We start from the raw sequence: 17,005 nt of genomic DNA on the forward strand, positions 1-17,005 counted from the left end.
GTGCTGCGACGCCCACTCCCAGGAGGGACGACCGGATGCGCGAGACGCCGCCCCCGGCTTCTTATACCCGGCTCGAACTCGGTGACACCAGCACGATCCCGGTCGGTGTGACGGTTTCCCCGCACATCTCGCTGGTTTCGATGCTCGTCGAGGTCGTCGGCGGGTACGACCGCGGCCTGCCCGCCGCCTGGCGCCGCCAGGTGGGTTCGGCGATCCCCGAGCAGGGATACCGTGCGGCGAGCTCACTCGCCCGCCGCGGCACCTCGGTGCAGCCGGACTTCATCGTCCCGATCAGTCCCGGCGAGGACTGTTCCGCCGCGGCCCAGGCGGAAATGCTGCGCGAGCTGACGGAATCCGACGTCCTGAAAGGCCTGGAAGAGGTCTTCGGCGATCGGGTGCCCGCGCAGTGGCGGCAGGCCGCCGACCATCCGAGACGCTGGGCCGCCTCGCTCGCGGACGCCTTCACCGCGACCAGGCTGGCGACCGAAAGCCTCTGGAGCAGGGCCCGTCCCCTGCTCGACCGCGAAATCGAGCGGATCGGCGTCGCCTCGGTCCGCGGCGGGACCGACGCGGTGTTCGGCCTGCTGCGGCCCCATTTCCGGTTCAGCAACGGCTGTCTGCTGCTGCCCGACGCCGAGCCGGCGAAGTACACCGTCCGTGGCCGCAAACTGATCCTCGTCCCGATGCTCGCGGGCAGCCGCTCGGTGGTGTCCAACCTCGACGAAGAGGACGCCATCTGGATCGGCTACCCGCTGCCGGGACTCGACGGCCTGCTCGACGGCGGCAAGCCCGAACCGGCCCCCGGTGTCGACGGACTCGACCTTGTCGTCGGCGCCCACCGCGCGAAACTGTTGCGGCACTTGGGAAAGCCCGCCCGGATGGGCGAGATCGCGAATCTGCTGTCCTGTGCCGCGAGCACCGCGACCTACCACTGCGAACAGCTCGTCTCGGCTGGGTTGATCCAGCGGCATCGCGAGGGTCAGGTGGTGCTCGTGGTCCGGACGCCGCGCGGTGACGCGCTGGTGGACCTGCTCTCCTGACTCGTGAGTGGTAAGGACGGTTAGAACCGTCCTTACCACTCACGAGGCCGCTACACCCGCTGGAGTCCCGGCTTCCCCGCCTCGACGACGTAACTGCGGTCCGCGGCCAGGACGACCTTCGAGAAGTCGTACTCGGTGGTGTCCGAAACCGTCATGAAGTCCGCCCGCATCTGCGTTTGCGACGCCGTCACCCGCACGTAACCCCGCTTTCCCCGGCAGTACTTGACATGCGGGTTGTTCGACAGCCACGTCGAAGACGGATCGGTCGCGGTGTCGCTGTTGCTCGTGACCGAGGTCGTCACCAGTTCCGAACCGAACACCGGGTCGCTGTGGTTGAAGTAGTCGCGGCGCAGGTCGGCCGCCCAGTGCCGGTGGACGTCGCCGGTCAGCACGATCGGGTTCGGCACCTTGCGGTCCACGATGCCCTTCGCGATCCGGTCGCGGGAAGCCTCGTAACCCTGCCAGGAATCGGGGCTCTCACAGGTCGCCTTGTTCCCGTCACCATCACGGGTGGCGAAGAAGACCTGCTGGCCGAGGAAGTCCCACTTCGCCGGATGCGTCTCCAGCGCCTTCAGCAGCCACGCCTCCTGCGCCGTGCCCAGGATGCTGCGCGACGTCGACCGCATGTCGGTGCACGACGGGCCCGCCGAACCGGACGGGTCCGGCACCTGCGCGCTGCGGTACTGGCGGGTGTCGAGCATGTGGAACCGGGCGAGGTTCCCCCAGCCGAACTGCCGGTACAGGCGGATCGACGCGCCGCTCGGCTTCGCGGTGGACCGGATCGGCATGTTCTCGTAGAACGCCTGGAAACCGGCGGCCTTGCGCGCGTCCGTCGCCGGGCTGGTGGTGCCGTTCCAGTTGTTCATCACCTCGTGGTCGTCGAAGACCACGATCCACGGCGCCATCGCGTGCGCGTTCTGGAGGTCGGCGTCGGTCTTGTGCTGGGCGTGCCGGGCGCGGTATTGGGCGAGCGTCTTCACGTCCTCGGTGAACGCCAGTTTGCGCGGATTCCGGTCGGCGGCGGCACGGCCGGATTTCCGCTCGTACATGTAGTCGCCGAGGAACAGCACCAGATCCGGGTTGTCCGCGAGCATGCCCTTGTACGAGTGGTACCAGCCTTCCTCCCAATGCTGGCAGGAGGAGAAACAGTACTTCAGCTGGTTCACCGCCGCACCGGCGGCGGGGGCGGTCCGCGTCCGGCCGACGGGCGAAATGTGGCCGCTGGTCTTGAACCGGTAAAAGTATTCCCGTCCCGGCTCGAGGCCCACCGGTTCGATGTGAACGCTGTGTCCGGAGGAACGCGCCGCGGTCACGGTGCCCTTCTGCACGACCGAGGAGAACGCCTGGTCGTTGGCGAGTTCCCAGTCCACTGTGTATGAAGCGTCCGGCATGCCGCCGAAACCGTCGGGGTTCAGCGGGGCGGGAGCGAGCCGCGTCCACAGCACGACACTGTCCGGCAGCGGGTCACCCGACGCGACACCGAGCTGGAACGGGTCGTGGATGGCGGGCGCCGCCGCCAGTGTTCTCGCGTTCGCCCACGAAGGCACCGTCGACGACAACGCCGCCGCCGAAACCGCCGCGGCCCCACCGAGGAGTACCGCACGCCGATTCACCTGGCCCATGAAAATTCAACCTTTCGAAGTGGGGAAAGAACGGGGAGGGATTTCACGCGGCGTAATCGGTGATGCCGCCACTACAGGCCTCGAGCGTCGGATTCGCGGCGGCGTCGGCGACGCAGACCTTGTAATAGACCCACGATCCCTTCGCGACCGGCACGGCCTTGTCGACGTGGGTGCCGTTACCGCCGGATGCCCAGACGTAGAACGGGCCGGCGCCACCCTTCAGCCAGTACGCGACCACGGCGGACTTGCCGTCGGCGTTCCTGTCGTAGACGAGGAAATGCGCGTCCGACGAGCGGAACCGCCCCTCACCCGCGCAGACGCCGGTGGAGCATTCGGCGCTGCCGGAGCCGACTCCGCAGTCGGGTGCGACCCGCTGGTCCGAGCCGGTGTAGACGTAGCCGTCCGAGATGTAACCACCGAGCGCGGGGACGTAGTCCCACAACGTCGTGGTACCCAGCGGACCGGTGACCGAGGTCCCGACCGTCTGGCAGTCGATGGTCACCGTGGCGCCGTTGGCCACCGTGCGCACCGCGGTCGAGGAGGTGCTCGGGGCGCGGCGGACGTTCAGCGGATCACCCGCCGTCTTCACGGTCCCGGTGGCCGCGGCCAGTGCGGGAGTGGCTCCGGCGAGGCCCAAGGCGCCCGCCGTCACCAGCACGAGAAAGAAACCGGCGAGCCGCCGGACACTTGAACGCTTCATGACTTCAGCGTCGACCGGCGTCGTACACATCACGTACAAACGCCGACCGGCTGTCTGCACATGCATGCGAATGGATCTAGCCAACCATGGCGGGACGGCAATATTATCGGCGGATATGGGGCTCCTGCCGTATTGGCGGTTTAGGTGACTATTCTCGGGTTTCGCGTTCTCGGTCCGCTCGAAGTGGCGGTGGACGGGCAGGTGGTGCCGCTCGGCGGGCCCAAACCCCGGCTGCTGATGGCCGCTCTCCTGCTCCAGCCCAACGTCGTCGTCTCCACCGAACTGCTGATCGAGGTCCTGTGGCCTTCGTCCGCTCCCCGGTCGGCGGCGGCGAACATCCGTACCTACGTCCATTCACTCCGCAAACGCCTCGCCGACCACGACCCCGAGCTCGGGGAGCGCATCGGAAGCCGGGCATCCGGATACATCCTCAAAGCCACCCCCGACGAGATCGACCACGTCCGCTTCGGCGAATTGGCCGCCCGCGCGCAGGACGCGCTCGGCCACGGGGAAGCCGAATCCGCGCTGGGCCTGCTGGATCAAGCCGAAGCGCTGTGGCGCGGCGAGGTCCTCGAAGGTCTCCCCCACGACCACGGCTGGGGCGCGACCGTCGCCCGGCTGACGGAATTGCGGCTCGCGGTCCAGGAACAGCGCCTGCGCGCGAGGATCGAACTCGGCCGGACCGCCGAAGCCGTCGCCGAACTGCGCGGCCTGGTCACCGAACATCCCCTGCGCGAGGAGCTCTGGCAGCAGCTGATCGTCGCGCTGCGGGCCGACGGCCGCACGGCCGACGCGATCGAGGCCTACGAAACGGCCGAGAAGGTGCTCGCGGAGGAACTCGGCACCGAACCGGGGCCGCGGCTGCGGGAACTGCGGGCTTCGCTGGTCCTCACACCGTCCGCGACCCAGGACGCGGTGACCGCCGCCCTCACCGTGCCGGTGACGCCGGTCTGCCAGCTGCCGCTGGACCTGCCGGACTTCACCGGCCGCGACGAGGTGGTCAGCGCACTCGTCGGTCTCTTCCACGACCGCCGGGAGCAGGGAAAACCCGCGATCGCGGTGCTGTCGGGGGCGCCGGGGATCGGCAAGTCCTCCGTCGCGATCCGGGTGGCGCACGCGGTCCGTGACGACTTCCCGGACGGTCAGCTGCACGTCGACCTCGCCGGGACGTCGTCCTCGTCCCGCCCTCCGATGACCGTGCTCGCCGAGCTGCTCCGCGCGCTGGGCGTCCCCGACGCGGGACTGCCGCGTGATCTCCCGGAGCGCGCGGCGTTGCTGCGTTCCCGGCTCGCGACCCTGCGGATGTGCGTCGTCCTCGACGACGCCGGCAGCGCGGCGCAGGTCCGCCCGCTGCTGCCCGGCGCCGGTTCCTGCGCGGTGCTGATCACCAGCCGGGTCCGGATGCCGGATCTGGCCGGGGCCACCCCGGTCGACGTCGACCTGCTGCCCGAGGCCGAGGCCGCGAAGCTGCTCGAAGGCATCGTCGGCGCGGAAAGGGTCGCCGCGGAGCCGGACTGCGCGACCGCGATCCTCCGCCACTGCGGATATCTTCCACTGGCGATCCGGGTCGCCGGGGCGAAGCTGACCCACCGGCCGGGCTGGACGTTGCGCGTGCTGGCCGACCGGCTGCGCGACGAAAGACGAAGATTGGACGAACTCCGCGTCGGAGATCTCGCCGTGCGGGCCAGTGTCACCCTCAGCTACGACCTCCTGCCGATGTCGGCGGCGACCGCGTTCCGCGGCCTCGGCGGGCTCGGCTCGATCCAGTTCCCCGGCTGGGTGGTCGCGGCCCTGCTCGGCCGCACGCACGGTGAGGACGTCCTCGATGTACTGGTGGACGCTCATCTGGTCGAGCTCAGCGGCTCGGACGCCACCGGCGAGCCCCGCTACCGCCTGCACGACCTGTTGCGGTGTTACGCCCTCGAACTCCGGGCGCAGGACGTCCCGGCGAAGGCGCGCGACGCCACGAAACGGGTGCTGGAGGGCTATCTCGCGCTCGCGGTCGAGGCCGCGGATCGGATGCCGATCCATTTCTTCGGGCTCTACCGGGACGACACGGCCGTCCAGCCCGCGCTGCCACCGGGTACCGCGCATCTGATCGAGGACCCGGCCGCGTGGTTCGCCGCCGAGCGGCACACCTGTGTCGCCGCCGTCTCGCTGGCCGCCGACCTGGGTTTCGACTCGCTGGCCTGGCGTCTCGCCGCCGCGCTGGCCCCGTACTTCGACCAGCGCGGTCACCAGGACGACTGGATGCACACCCATGCCGTCGCGCTGGCCGCCGCGCGCCGCTCCGGCGAGGTCCGCGGCGAGGCGATCATCCAGCGCAACCTCGGGCAGATCCAGCTGTACCAGGACAGCTACGCCGAGGCCCTGATCGCGTTCGAGCAGTCGCAGCTGCTGTTCGACAAGATCGGCGACGCGCGAGGCGCGGCGATCGCGCTGGCCGGGCTCGGCACCGTGCTGCGGATCAAGGGCGAGGACACCGTCGCGCTGGAGCACTGTCACGCGGCGCTCGACCAGTTCTCGGCGGCAGGCGATCCACACGGCGAGGCCGTCGCGCGCATCGCGATCGGCGCGGTGTGGCTGGCGCGGCGCCGGTACGCCGACGCGGAACGCTGGTTCACCGAGGCGCTCGACCAGTCCGCCCGGATCGGCGATCGGCACCGGGAGGCGCACGCGTTGAAACGGCTCGCCATGCTGCGCCAGCACCAGGGCAACCTCGCGGGCGCGCGGGAGTGGGTCGACCGTGCCATCGCGATCTTCAACGAACTCGGCGACGACCACTGCGTCGGCTACGCGAACCAGAACCTCGGCGAGTTGTATCTGCACAGCGGCGATCTGGCCCACGCGCAGCTGCTGCTGGTCAATTCGCTGAGCGTGCACCGGCGCAACGGGGACCGCCGGTCCGAGGCCGAGGTATCCCAGCTCCTCGGGGAACTGCACGAGGCGCTGAGCCAGCCCGAGCGGTCGCGGACCTACTCGGAGCGCGCGCTGGCGTTGTGGCGGGAACTCTCCGCGCGGCCACAGGAATCCGCACTCGCTTCGCGCCTGCAGGAAGCGGCCGAAGCCTCCTACAACGACTCCGCGAGCGCCTGACCTTTTCGCACTTCGGCACCTGATTGCGGGTTCACCCACCGCGATCAGGTGCCGACTTGCTTTTGTATCGATCGTGTACACGCCCCGGCGAAGCTCCCTTCGTAGCAACCGAGAGTGCTCGAAGGGAGACCGGAATGGTCCGGACCGTTAAGGCCCGCCGGGTGATGGCGGCCGTGCTGGCCGTGGGGGCGGTCACCGCCTTGGCCGCCAGCCCCGCGAACGCGGCGCCCGAGGGAAGCTGGCGCGCCGACTTGTCCACTGTGGACGGCGACGACGTCAACGTGCGCAGCGACGGCGGCGTGCTCAGCCTGGAAAACGCCGCCTGGCACAGAAAACCCGACTCCGTCGGCAGCCAGGGTTACCTGTTGCTCGCCGAGCAGAAGCTCGGGAAGCCCGTGAACCGCGTCACCGCCCAGGTGACCGCCGACGCGCCGAAGGGCACCGAGGTCGAGGTCGACGTCCGAGGCCAGCTCAACTCCCAGGACTGGACGGAGTGGACGCCCACCGAGGGCGGCGCCGCCCACCTGTCCGCCTCCGTCTCCACCGTCCAGGTCCGCATCGGACTGCGCACGGTGACCGACGGCGTGACCGCGAAGGTCAGCGACGTCACCCTTCAGGGTGAGCTCGGCCCGCAGGTCAACGCGATCGGCGCGGCCGCGGCCCCGCTGACGTACCGGGTCTACGGCACCCGCGAGGGCCTCGTCGGCGGCACCACCGCCAACGGCCACGTGATCAAGTCCCGCGACCACTTCGTCGCCCTCCCCTCTGGCCGTGGCCTGGCGCCGAAGAACACCGGCAACTACACCGTCCGGATCTGCCGCACCGACAACAGCCGCTGCGAGTACGCGCCGGTGTGGGACGTCGGCCCGTGGAACACCAAGGACGACTACTGGAACCCGTCGGCCACCCGCCAGATGTGGAAGAACCTGCCGCAGGGCAAGCCCGAGGCGCAGGCGGCGTACCAGGACGGCTACAACGGCGGCAAGGACGAGTTCGGCCGCAAGGTGGCCAACCCGGCGGGGATCGACCTCGCGGACGGCACCTTCTGGGACGGCCTGAAGATGACGGACAACGGCTGGGTCAACGTCTCCTACCTGTGGACCGGCTCCGGCCCGACCGGCGTCATCAGCACCGCGGGCGACCCGATGAACGTCCGGGCTTCGGCCAGCACCACCGCGGCGATCAAGGGCCTCGCGGCGAACTACGCGAAGGTCAACATCGAGTGCTACGTCGAGGGCGAGACCGTCACCGGCAAGTTCGGCACCAGCAACATCTGGAACCGGATCGGCCCGGGGCACTACGTCTCCGACACCTACGTGCAGACCGGCTCGGACCTGCCGGTGGCGCCCAAGTGCTCGTGACCCCCTGAACCCACTTCGGCCGAAGGCCCCCCGCTATCGCGGTGGCAGGGCGCCCCTGCCGACGTCGATCGCGGTCGCGGGTTCAAAGGTCGAACACAGATCGCGAAGGCCCGGCGTACCCCATAACGCCGGGCCTTCGCCCTTTCGTCCGCCCTTTTTCCCGCGCGGGCGGACCTGGGGCCGGGGCGTCCGCCATCGAGACTGTGCGGTAGCCGGCCCGAAACGACCGCGTTGCGCCGGAGTCTGTCCGGCGCGGTGGTCACCGCCGCCGATCCGGGATAGGACGTCGTCACCGCGCTGGCCTTCGGCCGCGACAAGGGTCTCGAGATCACCGTGCGCGGCGGCGGGGCTTCGACGGTCCCGAACGGGACGCCCGGCTGGTCGAGCGGATCCGGGGCGGGTTGCCCGCGGCGTTCGAACTGGTCACCCCGATGCGGTACACGGAGCTGCAGAAACTGCTCGACCCGACCACGCCACGGGGCATTCTCGCCTACGAGAAGTCGCTGTACGTCGCCTCACTGTCCGAAAAGGTCATCGACGTGATCGCCGCGCGCCTGCCGGACAAGGCGTCGCCGACGACCGTGCTGCCGATCGTGCCACTGCAGGACACGTTCTCGACTGTGCCCGACGACGCGACCGCGTTCGGCGGGCCGCGGACGCCCGGGTTCGTCGTCGGTCTGGTGACCACCGCCCCGACACCGGAAACTCCTGGCCGCCGACCGGATCTGGGCGCGGGCGCTGTGGGAAGAACTCTTGCCGCATTCCAACAACTACGGCGGCTACCTGAACTTCATGAACGAATACGACGAAGACCGGGGTGCGCACGGCGTTCGGCGCGGAGAAGTACGCGCGGCTGGCCACCGGCAAGGCGGTGCACGACCCGGACAACGTGTTCCGGCACAACGCGAACATCCGTCCCGCTGAGTGAGCCGTTTATTCACAACCATGAATGGTCTTCACAATGCCGTGATCGTCGTGCGAAACTCCCGTGACGCATTTCCCACTGACGAATGGCGGGTATTGTGAGCGTTTCCCGGCGAACCCTTTTGACCACGGCGGCCGGTGCCGCCGTCGCGGCGACGACGATCACCCCTGCCGCCAGTGCGGCCGGGGAAGAGGCCGACGGACTAAGGACTTTCCGCCGAACGGCCGACTACGCGGTGACCAAGCTGCGGGCCGTCGCACCCGGCGTGACGGCCTTTCCGGAGATCACCCGATTCGAGAAATGGACCTATTCGCAGAACGGCGGCTGGATCGGCGGATTCTGGCCGGGCACTTTGTGGCTCGCCTCGATCTACAGCGGCGATCCGCAATTCCGCACCCTCGCCATGGCGTCGGCGGAAAAGCTCGCGCCGCGCCAGCACGAGACGCGGGACCACGACCTAGGATTCCTTTTCTACCCGTCGTGGGTGACCGGCTGGCGGCTCACCGGCGACGAGAAATGGCGCGCCGGTGCGCTCACCGCCGCCGCGTCGCTCATCCAGCGCTACAACGAAAAAGGGAAGTTCATCCGAGCGTGGGGCGCGCTCGGCACGCCGAACAACGCCGGCCGGGTCATCATCGACACGATGATGAACCTGGATCTGCTGACCTTCGCGAGCAAGCAGACCGGTGACCGGAAGTACCTCGACATCGCCGTCTCCCACGCGAAGACCACCGAACGGGTCTTCCTGCGCCCGGACGGTTCGACGCCGCACGTGTTCGACTTCGACCCCGAGACCGGCGCCGAAATCGGCCCGAACACCGTGCAGGGTTACAGCCCGGCGTCCTGCTGGTCGCGCGGTCAGGCGTGGGGGATCTACGGGTTCACCACGATGTACCGGCGTTCCGGCGACCCGCTGTTCCTGCGGACCGCGCAACGCCTTGCCGACTTCGCGCTGCGTGCCCTCACCCCGGACGCCGTGCCGGTGTGGGACTACCTCGCACCGCAGGCGCCGTACGACATCAAGGACTCCTCGGCCGGCGCGGTGATGGCGTGTGGCCTGCTCGACCTGGCGAAGGTCGCGAACCGGCCGCACTACCGCGAGGCGGCGATCCGGATCCTCACCGCGTTGTGCGACACCTGCCTGACCACGAAGTCCACCCGCGCCGAGGCGATCGTGGCGCGGGGGACGCGCAACCGCCGGGCCGAGGACGGCGTCGAGGTTTCGTTGCCCTACGCCGACTACTACCTGCTGGAGGGCATTCTGCGGGTGCTGATGCCGAAGGAGATCGACAGGGCGATCGACCTGTCGAGCGTCTGACGCCGGGTGAGGTCGTGAGTGTTTCGGGTCGTTCTGACGACCCGAAACAGTACTCCTTGCCCGTCCGAAGTACATGAAAGCCCCTCCTTGCGCCTAGATACAGGAAAGGGGGCCTTCATGTACTTGGGCAAGGTGTGAAGGTCGAGTTTCCTCGGCTGAGCAGAGGGAAGGGGGCCTTCACGCGCAGCGGCATCTTTGAAGGCAGTGAAGGCCTCCTTCCGGCCGCGGCCGTGCAGCGAAGGGCGCTCAATGCGCGTGGTGCCCCTCGTGACCACCGTGACCCTCATGGCCGCCGTGGTGCGCGTGGACCTTCGCGTGCCCCAGCCCGCGCCCGATCATCCACTTGTTCACCGGCACCGTCAGCACGAACGCGACGGCCAGCGCGAACGCCAGCGCGCCCCAGAACAGCGGACTCGCGAGCCCCGCCTCCATGGCACCCGGCACCACCAGCATGACCCCGTTGTCGACGATCTCCATGACCGCGATCGACACGGTGTCGGCCGCCAGCGCCACCTTGAGCGCGGTGCCGAACGGCAGGCTCGACTTCAGGACGCCACGCATGGTCAGCGCGTAGCCGAAGACGAAAGCGAGCGCCACCGCGAGGATGATCGTCGCCACGTTGCCGAGGCCGAGCGCCGTGCCGATCACCATGCCGAGGACCTCACCGATCGCACACCCGGTGAGGCAGTGCAGAGTCGCCGAAGCCGCCATCGACCAGCTTGCTCCATGCCGTGTCTCGTTCATGCGGAGACCATACCCCCCACCCGTATGGATGGCGCAGTGATCCGTGTCCCGTGGTCGCTCACCGTGACCCCCGTAGGCCGACCCGGTAATCAGCCCAGGTCGATGAACTCACTTCCGTAACCCTTTGCGCTCATCCGGTTGACCGGGGTAACCGAGGACCCCTAGTTTCGCCGGAGGTCTCCACCGCGCGTAGACCGATCGGCTGGTTCAGGTAGTTCCGTGACTATGGGGTGGAGATGCGAGGGCCGACGAAGACGCTCGTCGTTGCCACTGTGCTCGCTTGGGGCATGGTGTTCGGGCTGACCGGCTGTGGCGGCGGTGAAGAACCGGCGGAGACGGCGGCGAAGCCGATCCGGATCGCGTTCGTGCCGAAGGTCGCGGGCATCCCGTACTTCGAGGCGATGAACGCCGGCGGGCAGGCCGCGGCCAAGCAGCTCGGTGTCGAATGGTCCTCGACCGGCCCGGTCACGGTGGACCCCGCGGCGCAGGTCTCGATCGTGCGCGGCCTCGTCGACCAGCAGGTGGACGTCATCGCGATCGCGCCGAACGATCCAAGGGCGATCGCCCCCGCGATCACCGAGGCGCGGGCCAAGGGCGTCCATGTGATCACTTCGGACACCGACGCGCCCGGCACCGATCGCGAACTCTTCGTCAACCAGGCGACCCCGGAGGGCGTCGGCAAGGCGCTCACCGACGCCCTGATGAAGAAGATGGGAAACGCGGGCAAGTACGCGATCGTCTCCTGCGGCGAGACCGCCGAGAACCTCAACGCGTGGATCGCGGTTCAGCGCGCGTATACCGCTACGGAGTACCCCCATGCGCAGCTCGTCGAGACGGTCTACGCCGGCGAGGACAAGGACAACGCCACCGCGCTGGCCAAAGGGCTGATGGCCAAGTACCCGGACCTCACCGGCCTGGTCGGCGAATGCACGACGTCCGCGCCCGGGGTCGCCGAGGCCGTGCGGTCGCAGCAGAAGATCGGCCGCGTCTTCACCGTCGGCGTCGGGACGCCGCAGGCGATCAAGCCGTACCTGCTGGACGGTTCCGCGTCGCTGTCGGTGCTGTGGAACGTCGAATCGCTCGGCTACCTCACCGCGTGGGCGGGCAAGCAGATCGCGGAGGGCAAACGGCTCAGCCCGTCGAACAAGGTCAACCTCGAACTCCCCGCGATCAAGTACGAGGAAGACACGAAGACCGTGCTCCTCGGTGACCCGCTGCTCATCACGCGCGAGAACGTGGACCAGTTCAAGTACTGAGTCACCGGGCCCGCCGGACGGCACCCGCCGCCGCGCCGCCGCCGAGGATCAGCACCAGCGCGGTCAATCCCCATCGCCGCTTCTCCTTCGTGCGGGCAAGGGAATCGGTCTCCGCCACCTCCTCCTTCCGTTCCCGGGGCGCGGCCGAACGAGACGGCTTCGGCGCGGGAGCGGGCGGCGGGACCACCTGAGGTGCCGGAGTGGGCGCCGGGCTCGACGACGGCGTGGGCGAGGGAGTCGGTGAAGGACTGGAACTCGGCGACGAAGACGGACTGGGCGAGGGCGTGGAAGACGGGCTGGGGGACGGAGTCGGGGAAGGCGTCGGAGTCCGAGTGGGTGTCGGCGTGGGTGTCGGAGTCGGCTTGGGCGGCTCCGGCTTCGGCGGCTCGGGCGCGGTGAGGCAACCCGCGGCGTCCGAACCCGCCAGCGGCGGGCCCGAACGCACCACGGTCACCTGCCCGCTTCGGTCGAGTCGGTAGAGCACGCTGCGCCCGCCGATCCGGTTCGCCGTGGCGTACAGGGCGCCGTCGCGGCCGAGCACGACCGAGCCGTAGACGTCAGCGGGCGGGAAACGCGTGCCTTCGGCTTCGCGGACCTTGCCGGACGCCGGATCGATGGTGATCACGGCGCCCTTCCCGCGCCAGGTGGTGGACACGCCGTAGAGCAATCCGTTGTGGTACGCGAAATCGTTGACGTCGTGGGCGAGCGTGATCGGCCGGAGGAACACCGTCCTGATCACCCGCAGGTACCGCTCCCCCGGCGACAAGTCCACTGTGTACAGTGTGCCGTTCCTGAGCAGATACCAGGAATTCCCGCCGATCGCGCCGGCGGTCACTCCGGCGACGGGGCTCCACAACGGCAGCCGGTTCCCGGCGCGGGTGATCGGACCGAGGTCCTGGGTCTTCCCGTCACGGTCGATCGTCACCGCGTGCGCGCCCCGGCCGAGTCCTTCCGCGACACCGAAGACCAGGTTCCGCGTCGCGGAGTACCCGAGCGCGTTGAGCCGGTAACCCGGTTCGGTCACGCGCGAAGTGGTCCCCGATCCGGCGTCGAGCCAGCGCAGCTTCGACTTCCCGTGCGACCCGGTCTCCGCCTGCACCACCAGGCAGGACTCGACGGCGCGCGCGGCCATCGGGGCCAGCAGCGCCGACGCCCCCACCAGGCCGGCGACGGCCACCGTCGCCGCCGTCCGCGTCACCCGGTCCACAGTGCTCACCGGTTCAAGAGATCCTCGCCAGCGCGGAGGTGAACGCGTCCGGCGGGATCCGCACCCCACCGCCGAACGGGTTCTGCAGCTGGTAGATCGCGAACAGCAGCAACGTGACCGTGCCGGCCAGCGTGGACACGATCACCAGGTGCGCGGCCAGGCGGGTACCGCCGAACAGGTTGGGCAGCAACGCCGAAATGAGGCTGCCGAGAATGAGCGCGAACCAGACGACACCACCGACCCTGCCGCCCACGACCGCGTTGAGCCGGTCCTGCCTGGCCTCGTAGACCTGCCAGAGCTGAGTGGCCGCCTCGGCCTTGCGCTCACGGAACCAGTCGTCGTCCGACTGGGCCTTGTCCACCGCCTTGCGCAAGTTGTCGAGCTGTGTCCAGCCGAGATCGGGGATGCTCGTCTGCCCCCCGGCCATCAGCGGCCACTCCTTCTTTTCGACCGTGGTGAGGTACTCCGCGCTCAGCTTCCGCACCTCGTCCTTGACCTCGGCCCCCAGCGAATCGGCGGCCCAGACGGCGGCGACCAGGCTGTCCGCCTCGTGGTACGAGCCCTCGCGCGCCGCGCTCGCGGAGTCGAAGAGCGAGATCAGGACGAACGCGACCAGGACGGCGTGCAGCCCGCCGACGATGGTGAACACCTGACCGGCGGCGTCGTTGTTGTCGGGCCGTCCCTCGTCCCAGCCGAACCTGCGGACGAGGTAGCCGACGAAGCACGCGAGGGCCGCCGCGCCGACGACCCACGCGATGCCGGTCAGGTAAATACCCATTCGAGTCCTTCCCACGGAGACTGCTGAAGCTAGTTCACCCTTCACCGAACGGGAAAGACCGGTTGAATCAATTCATACCAGCGGCGGACAACAGCAAGTGGATCATCACCGGCTCGGCCCAATTTCTCAGCACTCGAAACAATTTCCGATACGCGGCGGAAAGGCGCGCCACCGGTCGGAGAGCGCGGCTTCACGACCGAGTGAGTCGCCACCACGAGACGTCACCGACTCCGCCGTATACCGGCATTTCGCGTAGCTTCGGCACCCGAATGGCCGCCCCGGCCGCGCGTCCGGGGCGGTCCGGCAAACAGGTGAACATTTCCGCGGACCCGATCGAGTTGTTTGCCCGGGCATTACCCCTTGCTATGTTGACTTTGCCACCGCCCCACTCGAATGGGTATCCACGAATTGCGAAAAACAGCAGTTCACCGGGTCGACTGAAAGGGAGTCCGTTGACGACCATCGAGACCCATACCGGAGCCCGGCCCGCCGGTGAAGTGCTGACCTGGAGCCGGAATCTGCTCGACCCGGCCTTGCGCGAGGCCGTCGACGGCATGCCCGAATCGATGCGGCTCATCGCCGGCTACCACTTCGGCTGGTGGGACGAACACGGGCGTCCGTCCACTTCGGACAGCGGGAAGGCCTTGCGGCCGACGCTCGCGCTGCTGTCGGCGCAGGCGGTCGGAGGGCACGCCGAAATCGCCGTCCCGGTGGGTGTCGCGGTGGAGATGGTGCACAACTTCTCCCTGCTGCACGACGACGTGATGGACTCCGACACGACCCGGCGGCACCGCCCGACGGCCTGGACCGTTTTCGGCACCGGCGCGGCGATCCTCGCCGGGGACGCCCTGCTGTGCCGGGCCTTCGAGGTGCTGGCCCCGTTCGGGCAGACCGCGCTGCGGGTGCTCAGCACCGCCGTGATCGACCTGCTGGAGGGCCAGAGCGCCGATCTGAAGTTCGAGGAACGCGGTGACGTCGACACCGCCGAATGCGTACGGATGGCCGAGGGGAAGACCGGCGCGTTGCTCGGGGCGTCGTGCACGCTCGGGGCGCTGGCCGGGGAAGGGAGGCGGGATCAGGTCGACCGGCTGACCGAGTACGGGAGGGCACTCGGGCTGGCGTTCCAGCACATCGACGATCTACTCGGGATCTGGGGCGATCCGGCGGTGACCGGCAAACCGGTCCACTCGGATCTGTCCAACCGGAAGAAGTCCCTGCCGGTGGTGGCCGCGCTCCACTCGGGGACGGAAGCCGGGCGAGAACTGGATGCCTTGTACCGCAAGGAAAACCTCGACGCCGCGGAATTGCCCCACGCGGCCGAGCTGGTGGAACGGGCGGGCGGCCGGGCTTGGAGTCAGGAGCAGGCCGACGCGCTCCTGACCGGCGCGCTGCACCATCTCGCCGTCTCGAACCCGGTGCACCGCCCAGGCGCCGAGCTCGCGGCCCTCGCGAAACTGGTGGTACGGCGACGGTATTGAAGGCGGGCGCGGTGAGGCAGGGGTGGGCGGGACGAGCCCGCCCCTGCCCCCTCTGGTCAGCGGCCGGGGCGGGTCAGCCCCCGGTCGCCCGCGCCGCGGCTGAGGATAACTTCGTCGGTGGCCTTGAGCGCTTCCGCGCCGGCGTTCCCGGCCTGTCCCGCGGTCAGATCGAGCAGGCGGATCGGCGGGCCGAGCTGGACCAGCGTCGGGACGTATTCGGCCTTGTCGACCTTCCAGCGTTCGCCGTCGCGCACGAACCGGAACCGCGCGGCCGCGCCCTGTTCGGTCGAACCCTTCGGCTCCGAATGGCGGGCGACGCTGTTGCCGAGGCCGTAGGCGACCCACTTGCCGTTGATCTGCTCGAAGGGCTGCACGACGTGCGCGTGATGGCCGATGATCAGGTCGATCGAGTCGTCACCGAGGAGTTTCTTCGCCAGTGAGCGCTGTTCGGCGGTCGGGTCGTGCTGGTACTCGGTGCCCCAGTGCAGGCTCGCGAGGACGACCTGCGCGCCCGCCTTCCGCGCGGCCTTGGCCTCGGCGATCACGTCTTCGGCGTCGATCTGGTTCACCAGCCAGGGTTTGCCCGCGGGCACCTTGATCCCGTTGAACCCGTAGGAGTACGAGAGCTGGGCGACCTTGACGCCGTTGACGTCGACGATCAGCGGCTTCTTCGCCTCCTCGGCCGAACGCGCCGAGCCGGTGTGCTTGATCCCGGCCTCGTCGAGTTCGTCGAGGGTCCTGGTCGCGCCGTCCACGCCCTGGTCGATCGTGTGGTTGGACGCCGTCGAGCAGTTGTCGTACCCGGTGTCCTTGAGCGCGCCGGCTATCTCGGGCGGCGCGCTGAACGACGGGTAGCCGCTGTACGGCCCGCCCTTCGGCGCGAGCGGGGTCTCGAGATGGCAGATGCCGAGGTCGGCCCCGGAGATCAGCGGTTTGATCCCGGCCAGCAGGGGCCGGTAGTCGATCTTGCCGCCACCGTCTTCCTTCGCCTGTTCGGTCAGCGCGGGGTGGATCAGCACGTCGCCGGTCGCGACCACGGTGAACGACCCGTCCGGCGCCTGGCTCGACGGCGGCGCCTCGGACGTGACGGGCGGCTGCCGCTGTTCCGGAGCGCTGCCGCACCCCGCGAGCAGGAGGGCTGCGCCGAGGAGGGCAGTAGCCTGACGGGCACGGGAGCTGAACATCTATTCCCTCGATCGGGTGAAGGTCCCCCCATCCTGCCTTACGGCCCGTAGGCACGACACCCAACCGAGGTCCACGGCACTTTCCGTTCGCGAATCGCCCCCGGAACCTGGGAGTATCGCCGCCATGGCCGCCCCGAACGATCAGCGGAACGAGAGAGACGCCCGTACGGCGCGACTCAATGTCCGACTGATGCCCGGATAGGCGATTTCACGAGGGGGTCGTGGGGGGGGGTTTTGGGGTTGGACCAGAACCACCCCCCCCCCCCCCCCCACCCCCAGACACAGCCACAAAGCCC

14 protein-coding genes are annotated in these 17,005 nt (G+C 69.0%); 7 read left to right on the plus strand and 7 right to left on the minus strand.

Annotation, left to right across the window (positions count from 1 at the left end; translation table 11 throughout):
• The first annotated feature begins 35 nt into the window (after window positions 1-35).
• Window positions 36-1,040 carry a winged helix-turn-helix domain-containing protein gene (locus tag AC069H_RS34325; protein WP_478235102.1) on the plus strand — a complete coding sequence of 335 codons (1,005 nt, stop codon included), beginning with the start codon at window positions 36-38 and terminating at the stop codon, window positions 1,038-1,040.
• Window positions 1,041-1,090: 50 nt separating this feature from the next.
• Here the strand turns inward: AC069H_RS34325 and AC069H_RS34330 are convergent, their stop codons facing one another.
• Window positions 1,091-2,662, minus strand: a complete 1,572-nt coding sequence (locus AC069H_RS34330) for an alkaline phosphatase D family protein (RefSeq protein ID WP_478226657.1) — start codon at window positions 2,660-2,662, stop codon at window positions 1,091-1,093.
• A gap of 43 nt (window positions 2,663-2,705) precedes the next feature.
• Window positions 2,706-3,362 (minus strand): SH3 domain-containing protein, encoded by a 657-nt coding sequence (locus AC069H_RS34335; RefSeq protein WP_478235103.1) that lies wholly within the window; start codon window positions 3,360-3,362, stop codon window positions 2,706-2,708.
• A gap of 144 nt (window positions 3,363-3,506) precedes the next feature.
• On the opposite strand from AC069H_RS34335, the gene AC069H_RS34340 reads away from it, so the two are divergent.
• Together AC069H_RS34340 and AC069H_RS34345 are read left to right on the plus strand one after the other, a co-directional pair.
• Window positions 3,507-6,458 carry an AfsR/SARP family transcriptional regulator gene (locus tag AC069H_RS34340; RefSeq protein WP_478235104.1) on the plus strand — a complete coding sequence of 984 codons (2,952 nt, stop codon included), beginning with the start codon at window positions 3,507-3,509 and terminating at the stop codon, window positions 6,456-6,458.
• A gap of 134 nt (window positions 6,459-6,592) precedes the next feature.
• Window positions 6,593-7,819, plus strand: coding sequence for a hypothetical protein (locus tag AC069H_RS34345; protein ID WP_478235105.1), 1,227 nt, complete (start codon window positions 6,593-6,595; stop codon window positions 7,817-7,819).
• Between the two features lie 490 nt (window positions 7,820-8,309).
• Here the strand turns inward: AC069H_RS34345 and AC069H_RS34350 are convergent, their stop codons facing one another.
• Window positions 8,310-8,507, minus strand: coding sequence for a hypothetical protein (locus tag AC069H_RS34350; RefSeq protein ID WP_478235106.1), 198 nt, complete (start codon window positions 8,505-8,507; stop codon window positions 8,310-8,312).
• 129 nt (window positions 8,508-8,636) lie between these two features.
• On the opposite strand from AC069H_RS34350, the gene AC069H_RS34355 reads away from it, so the two are divergent.
• Window positions 8,637-8,747 (plus strand): BBE domain-containing protein, encoded by a 111-nt coding sequence (locus AC069H_RS34355; protein ID WP_478235107.1) that lies wholly within the window; start codon window positions 8,637-8,639, stop codon window positions 8,745-8,747.
• Window positions 8,748-8,841: 94 nt separating this feature from the next.
• Window positions 8,842-10,062 carry a glycoside hydrolase family 88 protein gene (locus AC069H_RS34360; protein WP_478226675.1) on the plus strand — a complete coding sequence of 407 codons (1,221 nt, stop codon included), beginning with the start codon at window positions 8,842-8,844 and terminating at the stop codon, window positions 10,060-10,062.
• Between the two features lie 246 nt (window positions 10,063-10,308).
• Here the strand turns inward: AC069H_RS34360 and AC069H_RS34365 are convergent, their stop codons facing one another.
• Window positions 10,309-10,773, minus strand: a complete 465-nt coding sequence (locus tag AC069H_RS34365) for a DUF4396 domain-containing protein (protein WP_478235151.1) — start codon at window positions 10,771-10,773, stop codon at window positions 10,309-10,311.
• Between the two features lie 263 nt (window positions 10,774-11,036).
• On the opposite strand from AC069H_RS34365, the gene AC069H_RS34370 reads away from it, so the two are divergent.
• Entirely contained in the window at window positions 11,037-12,062 is a 1,026-nt protein-coding gene (locus tag AC069H_RS34370) for an autoinducer 2 ABC transporter substrate-binding protein (RefSeq protein ID WP_478226662.1), read from the plus strand.
• Window position 12,063: 1 nt separating this feature from the next.
• On the opposite strand, the gene AC069H_RS34375 is transcribed toward AC069H_RS34370, so the two are convergent.
• Together AC069H_RS34375 and AC069H_RS34380 are read right to left on the minus strand one after the other, a co-directional pair.
• On the minus strand, window positions 12,064-13,278 hold the full coding sequence (locus AC069H_RS34375; RefSeq protein WP_478235108.1) for a DUF6923 family protein: 1,215 nt from the start codon (window positions 13,276-13,278) through the stop codon (window positions 12,064-12,066).
• Window positions 13,279-13,282: 4 nt separating this feature from the next.
• The gene (locus tag AC069H_RS34380; RefSeq protein ID WP_478235109.1) at window positions 13,283-14,047 is read right to left on the minus strand and encodes a bestrophin-like domain; all 765 of its coding nucleotides are present in this window, start codon (window positions 14,045-14,047) and stop codon (window positions 13,283-13,285) included.
• Between the two features lie 452 nt (window positions 14,048-14,499).
• Between AC069H_RS34380 and AC069H_RS34385 the strand changes: the two genes are divergently transcribed.
• Window positions 14,500-15,525 carry a family 2 encapsulin nanocompartment cargo protein polyprenyl transferase gene (locus AC069H_RS34385; RefSeq protein WP_478235110.1) on the plus strand — a complete coding sequence of 342 codons (1,026 nt, stop codon included), beginning with the start codon at window positions 14,500-14,502 and terminating at the stop codon, window positions 15,523-15,525.
• A 56-nt stretch (window positions 15,526-15,581) separates the two neighbouring features.
• On the opposite strand, the gene AC069H_RS34390 is transcribed toward AC069H_RS34385, so the two are convergent.
• Complete coding sequence (locus AC069H_RS34390; protein WP_478235111.1) at window positions 15,582-16,709, minus strand: CapA family protein; 1,128 nt, start codon at window positions 16,707-16,709, stop codon at window positions 15,582-15,584.
• Between the last annotated feature and the right edge of the window lie 296 nt (window positions 16,710-17,005).

The organism is Amycolatopsis sp. NPDC043887 (genome assembly GCF_056435665.1).

Coding starts and splice junctions, on each gene's coding strand:
- AC069H_RS34325 (WP_478235102.1), top strand. CDS start 36: ATGCGCGAGACGCCGCCCCCGGCTTCTTATACCCGGCTCGAACTCGGT.
- AC069H_RS34330 (WP_478226657.1), bottom strand. CDS start 2,662: ATGGGCCAGGTGAATCGGCGTGCGGTACTCCTCGGTGGGGCCGCGGCG.
- AC069H_RS34335 (WP_478235103.1), bottom strand. CDS start 3,362: ATGAAGCGTTCAAGTGTCCGGCGGCTCGCCGGTTTCTTTCTCGTGCTG.
- AC069H_RS34345 (WP_478235105.1), top strand. CDS start 6,593: ATGGTCCGGACCGTTAAGGCCCGCCGGGTGATGGCGGCCGTGCTGGCC.
- AC069H_RS34365 (WP_478235151.1), bottom strand. CDS start 10,773: ATGGCGGCTTCGGCGACTCTGCACTGCCTCACCGGGTGTGCGATCGGT.
- AC069H_RS34380 (WP_478235109.1), bottom strand. CDS start 14,047: ATGGGTATTTACCTGACCGGCATCGCGTGGGTCGTCGGCGCGGCGGCC.
- AC069H_RS34390 (WP_478235111.1), bottom strand. CDS start 16,709: ATGTTCAGCTCCCGTGCCCGTCAGGCTACTGCCCTCCTCGGCGCAGCC.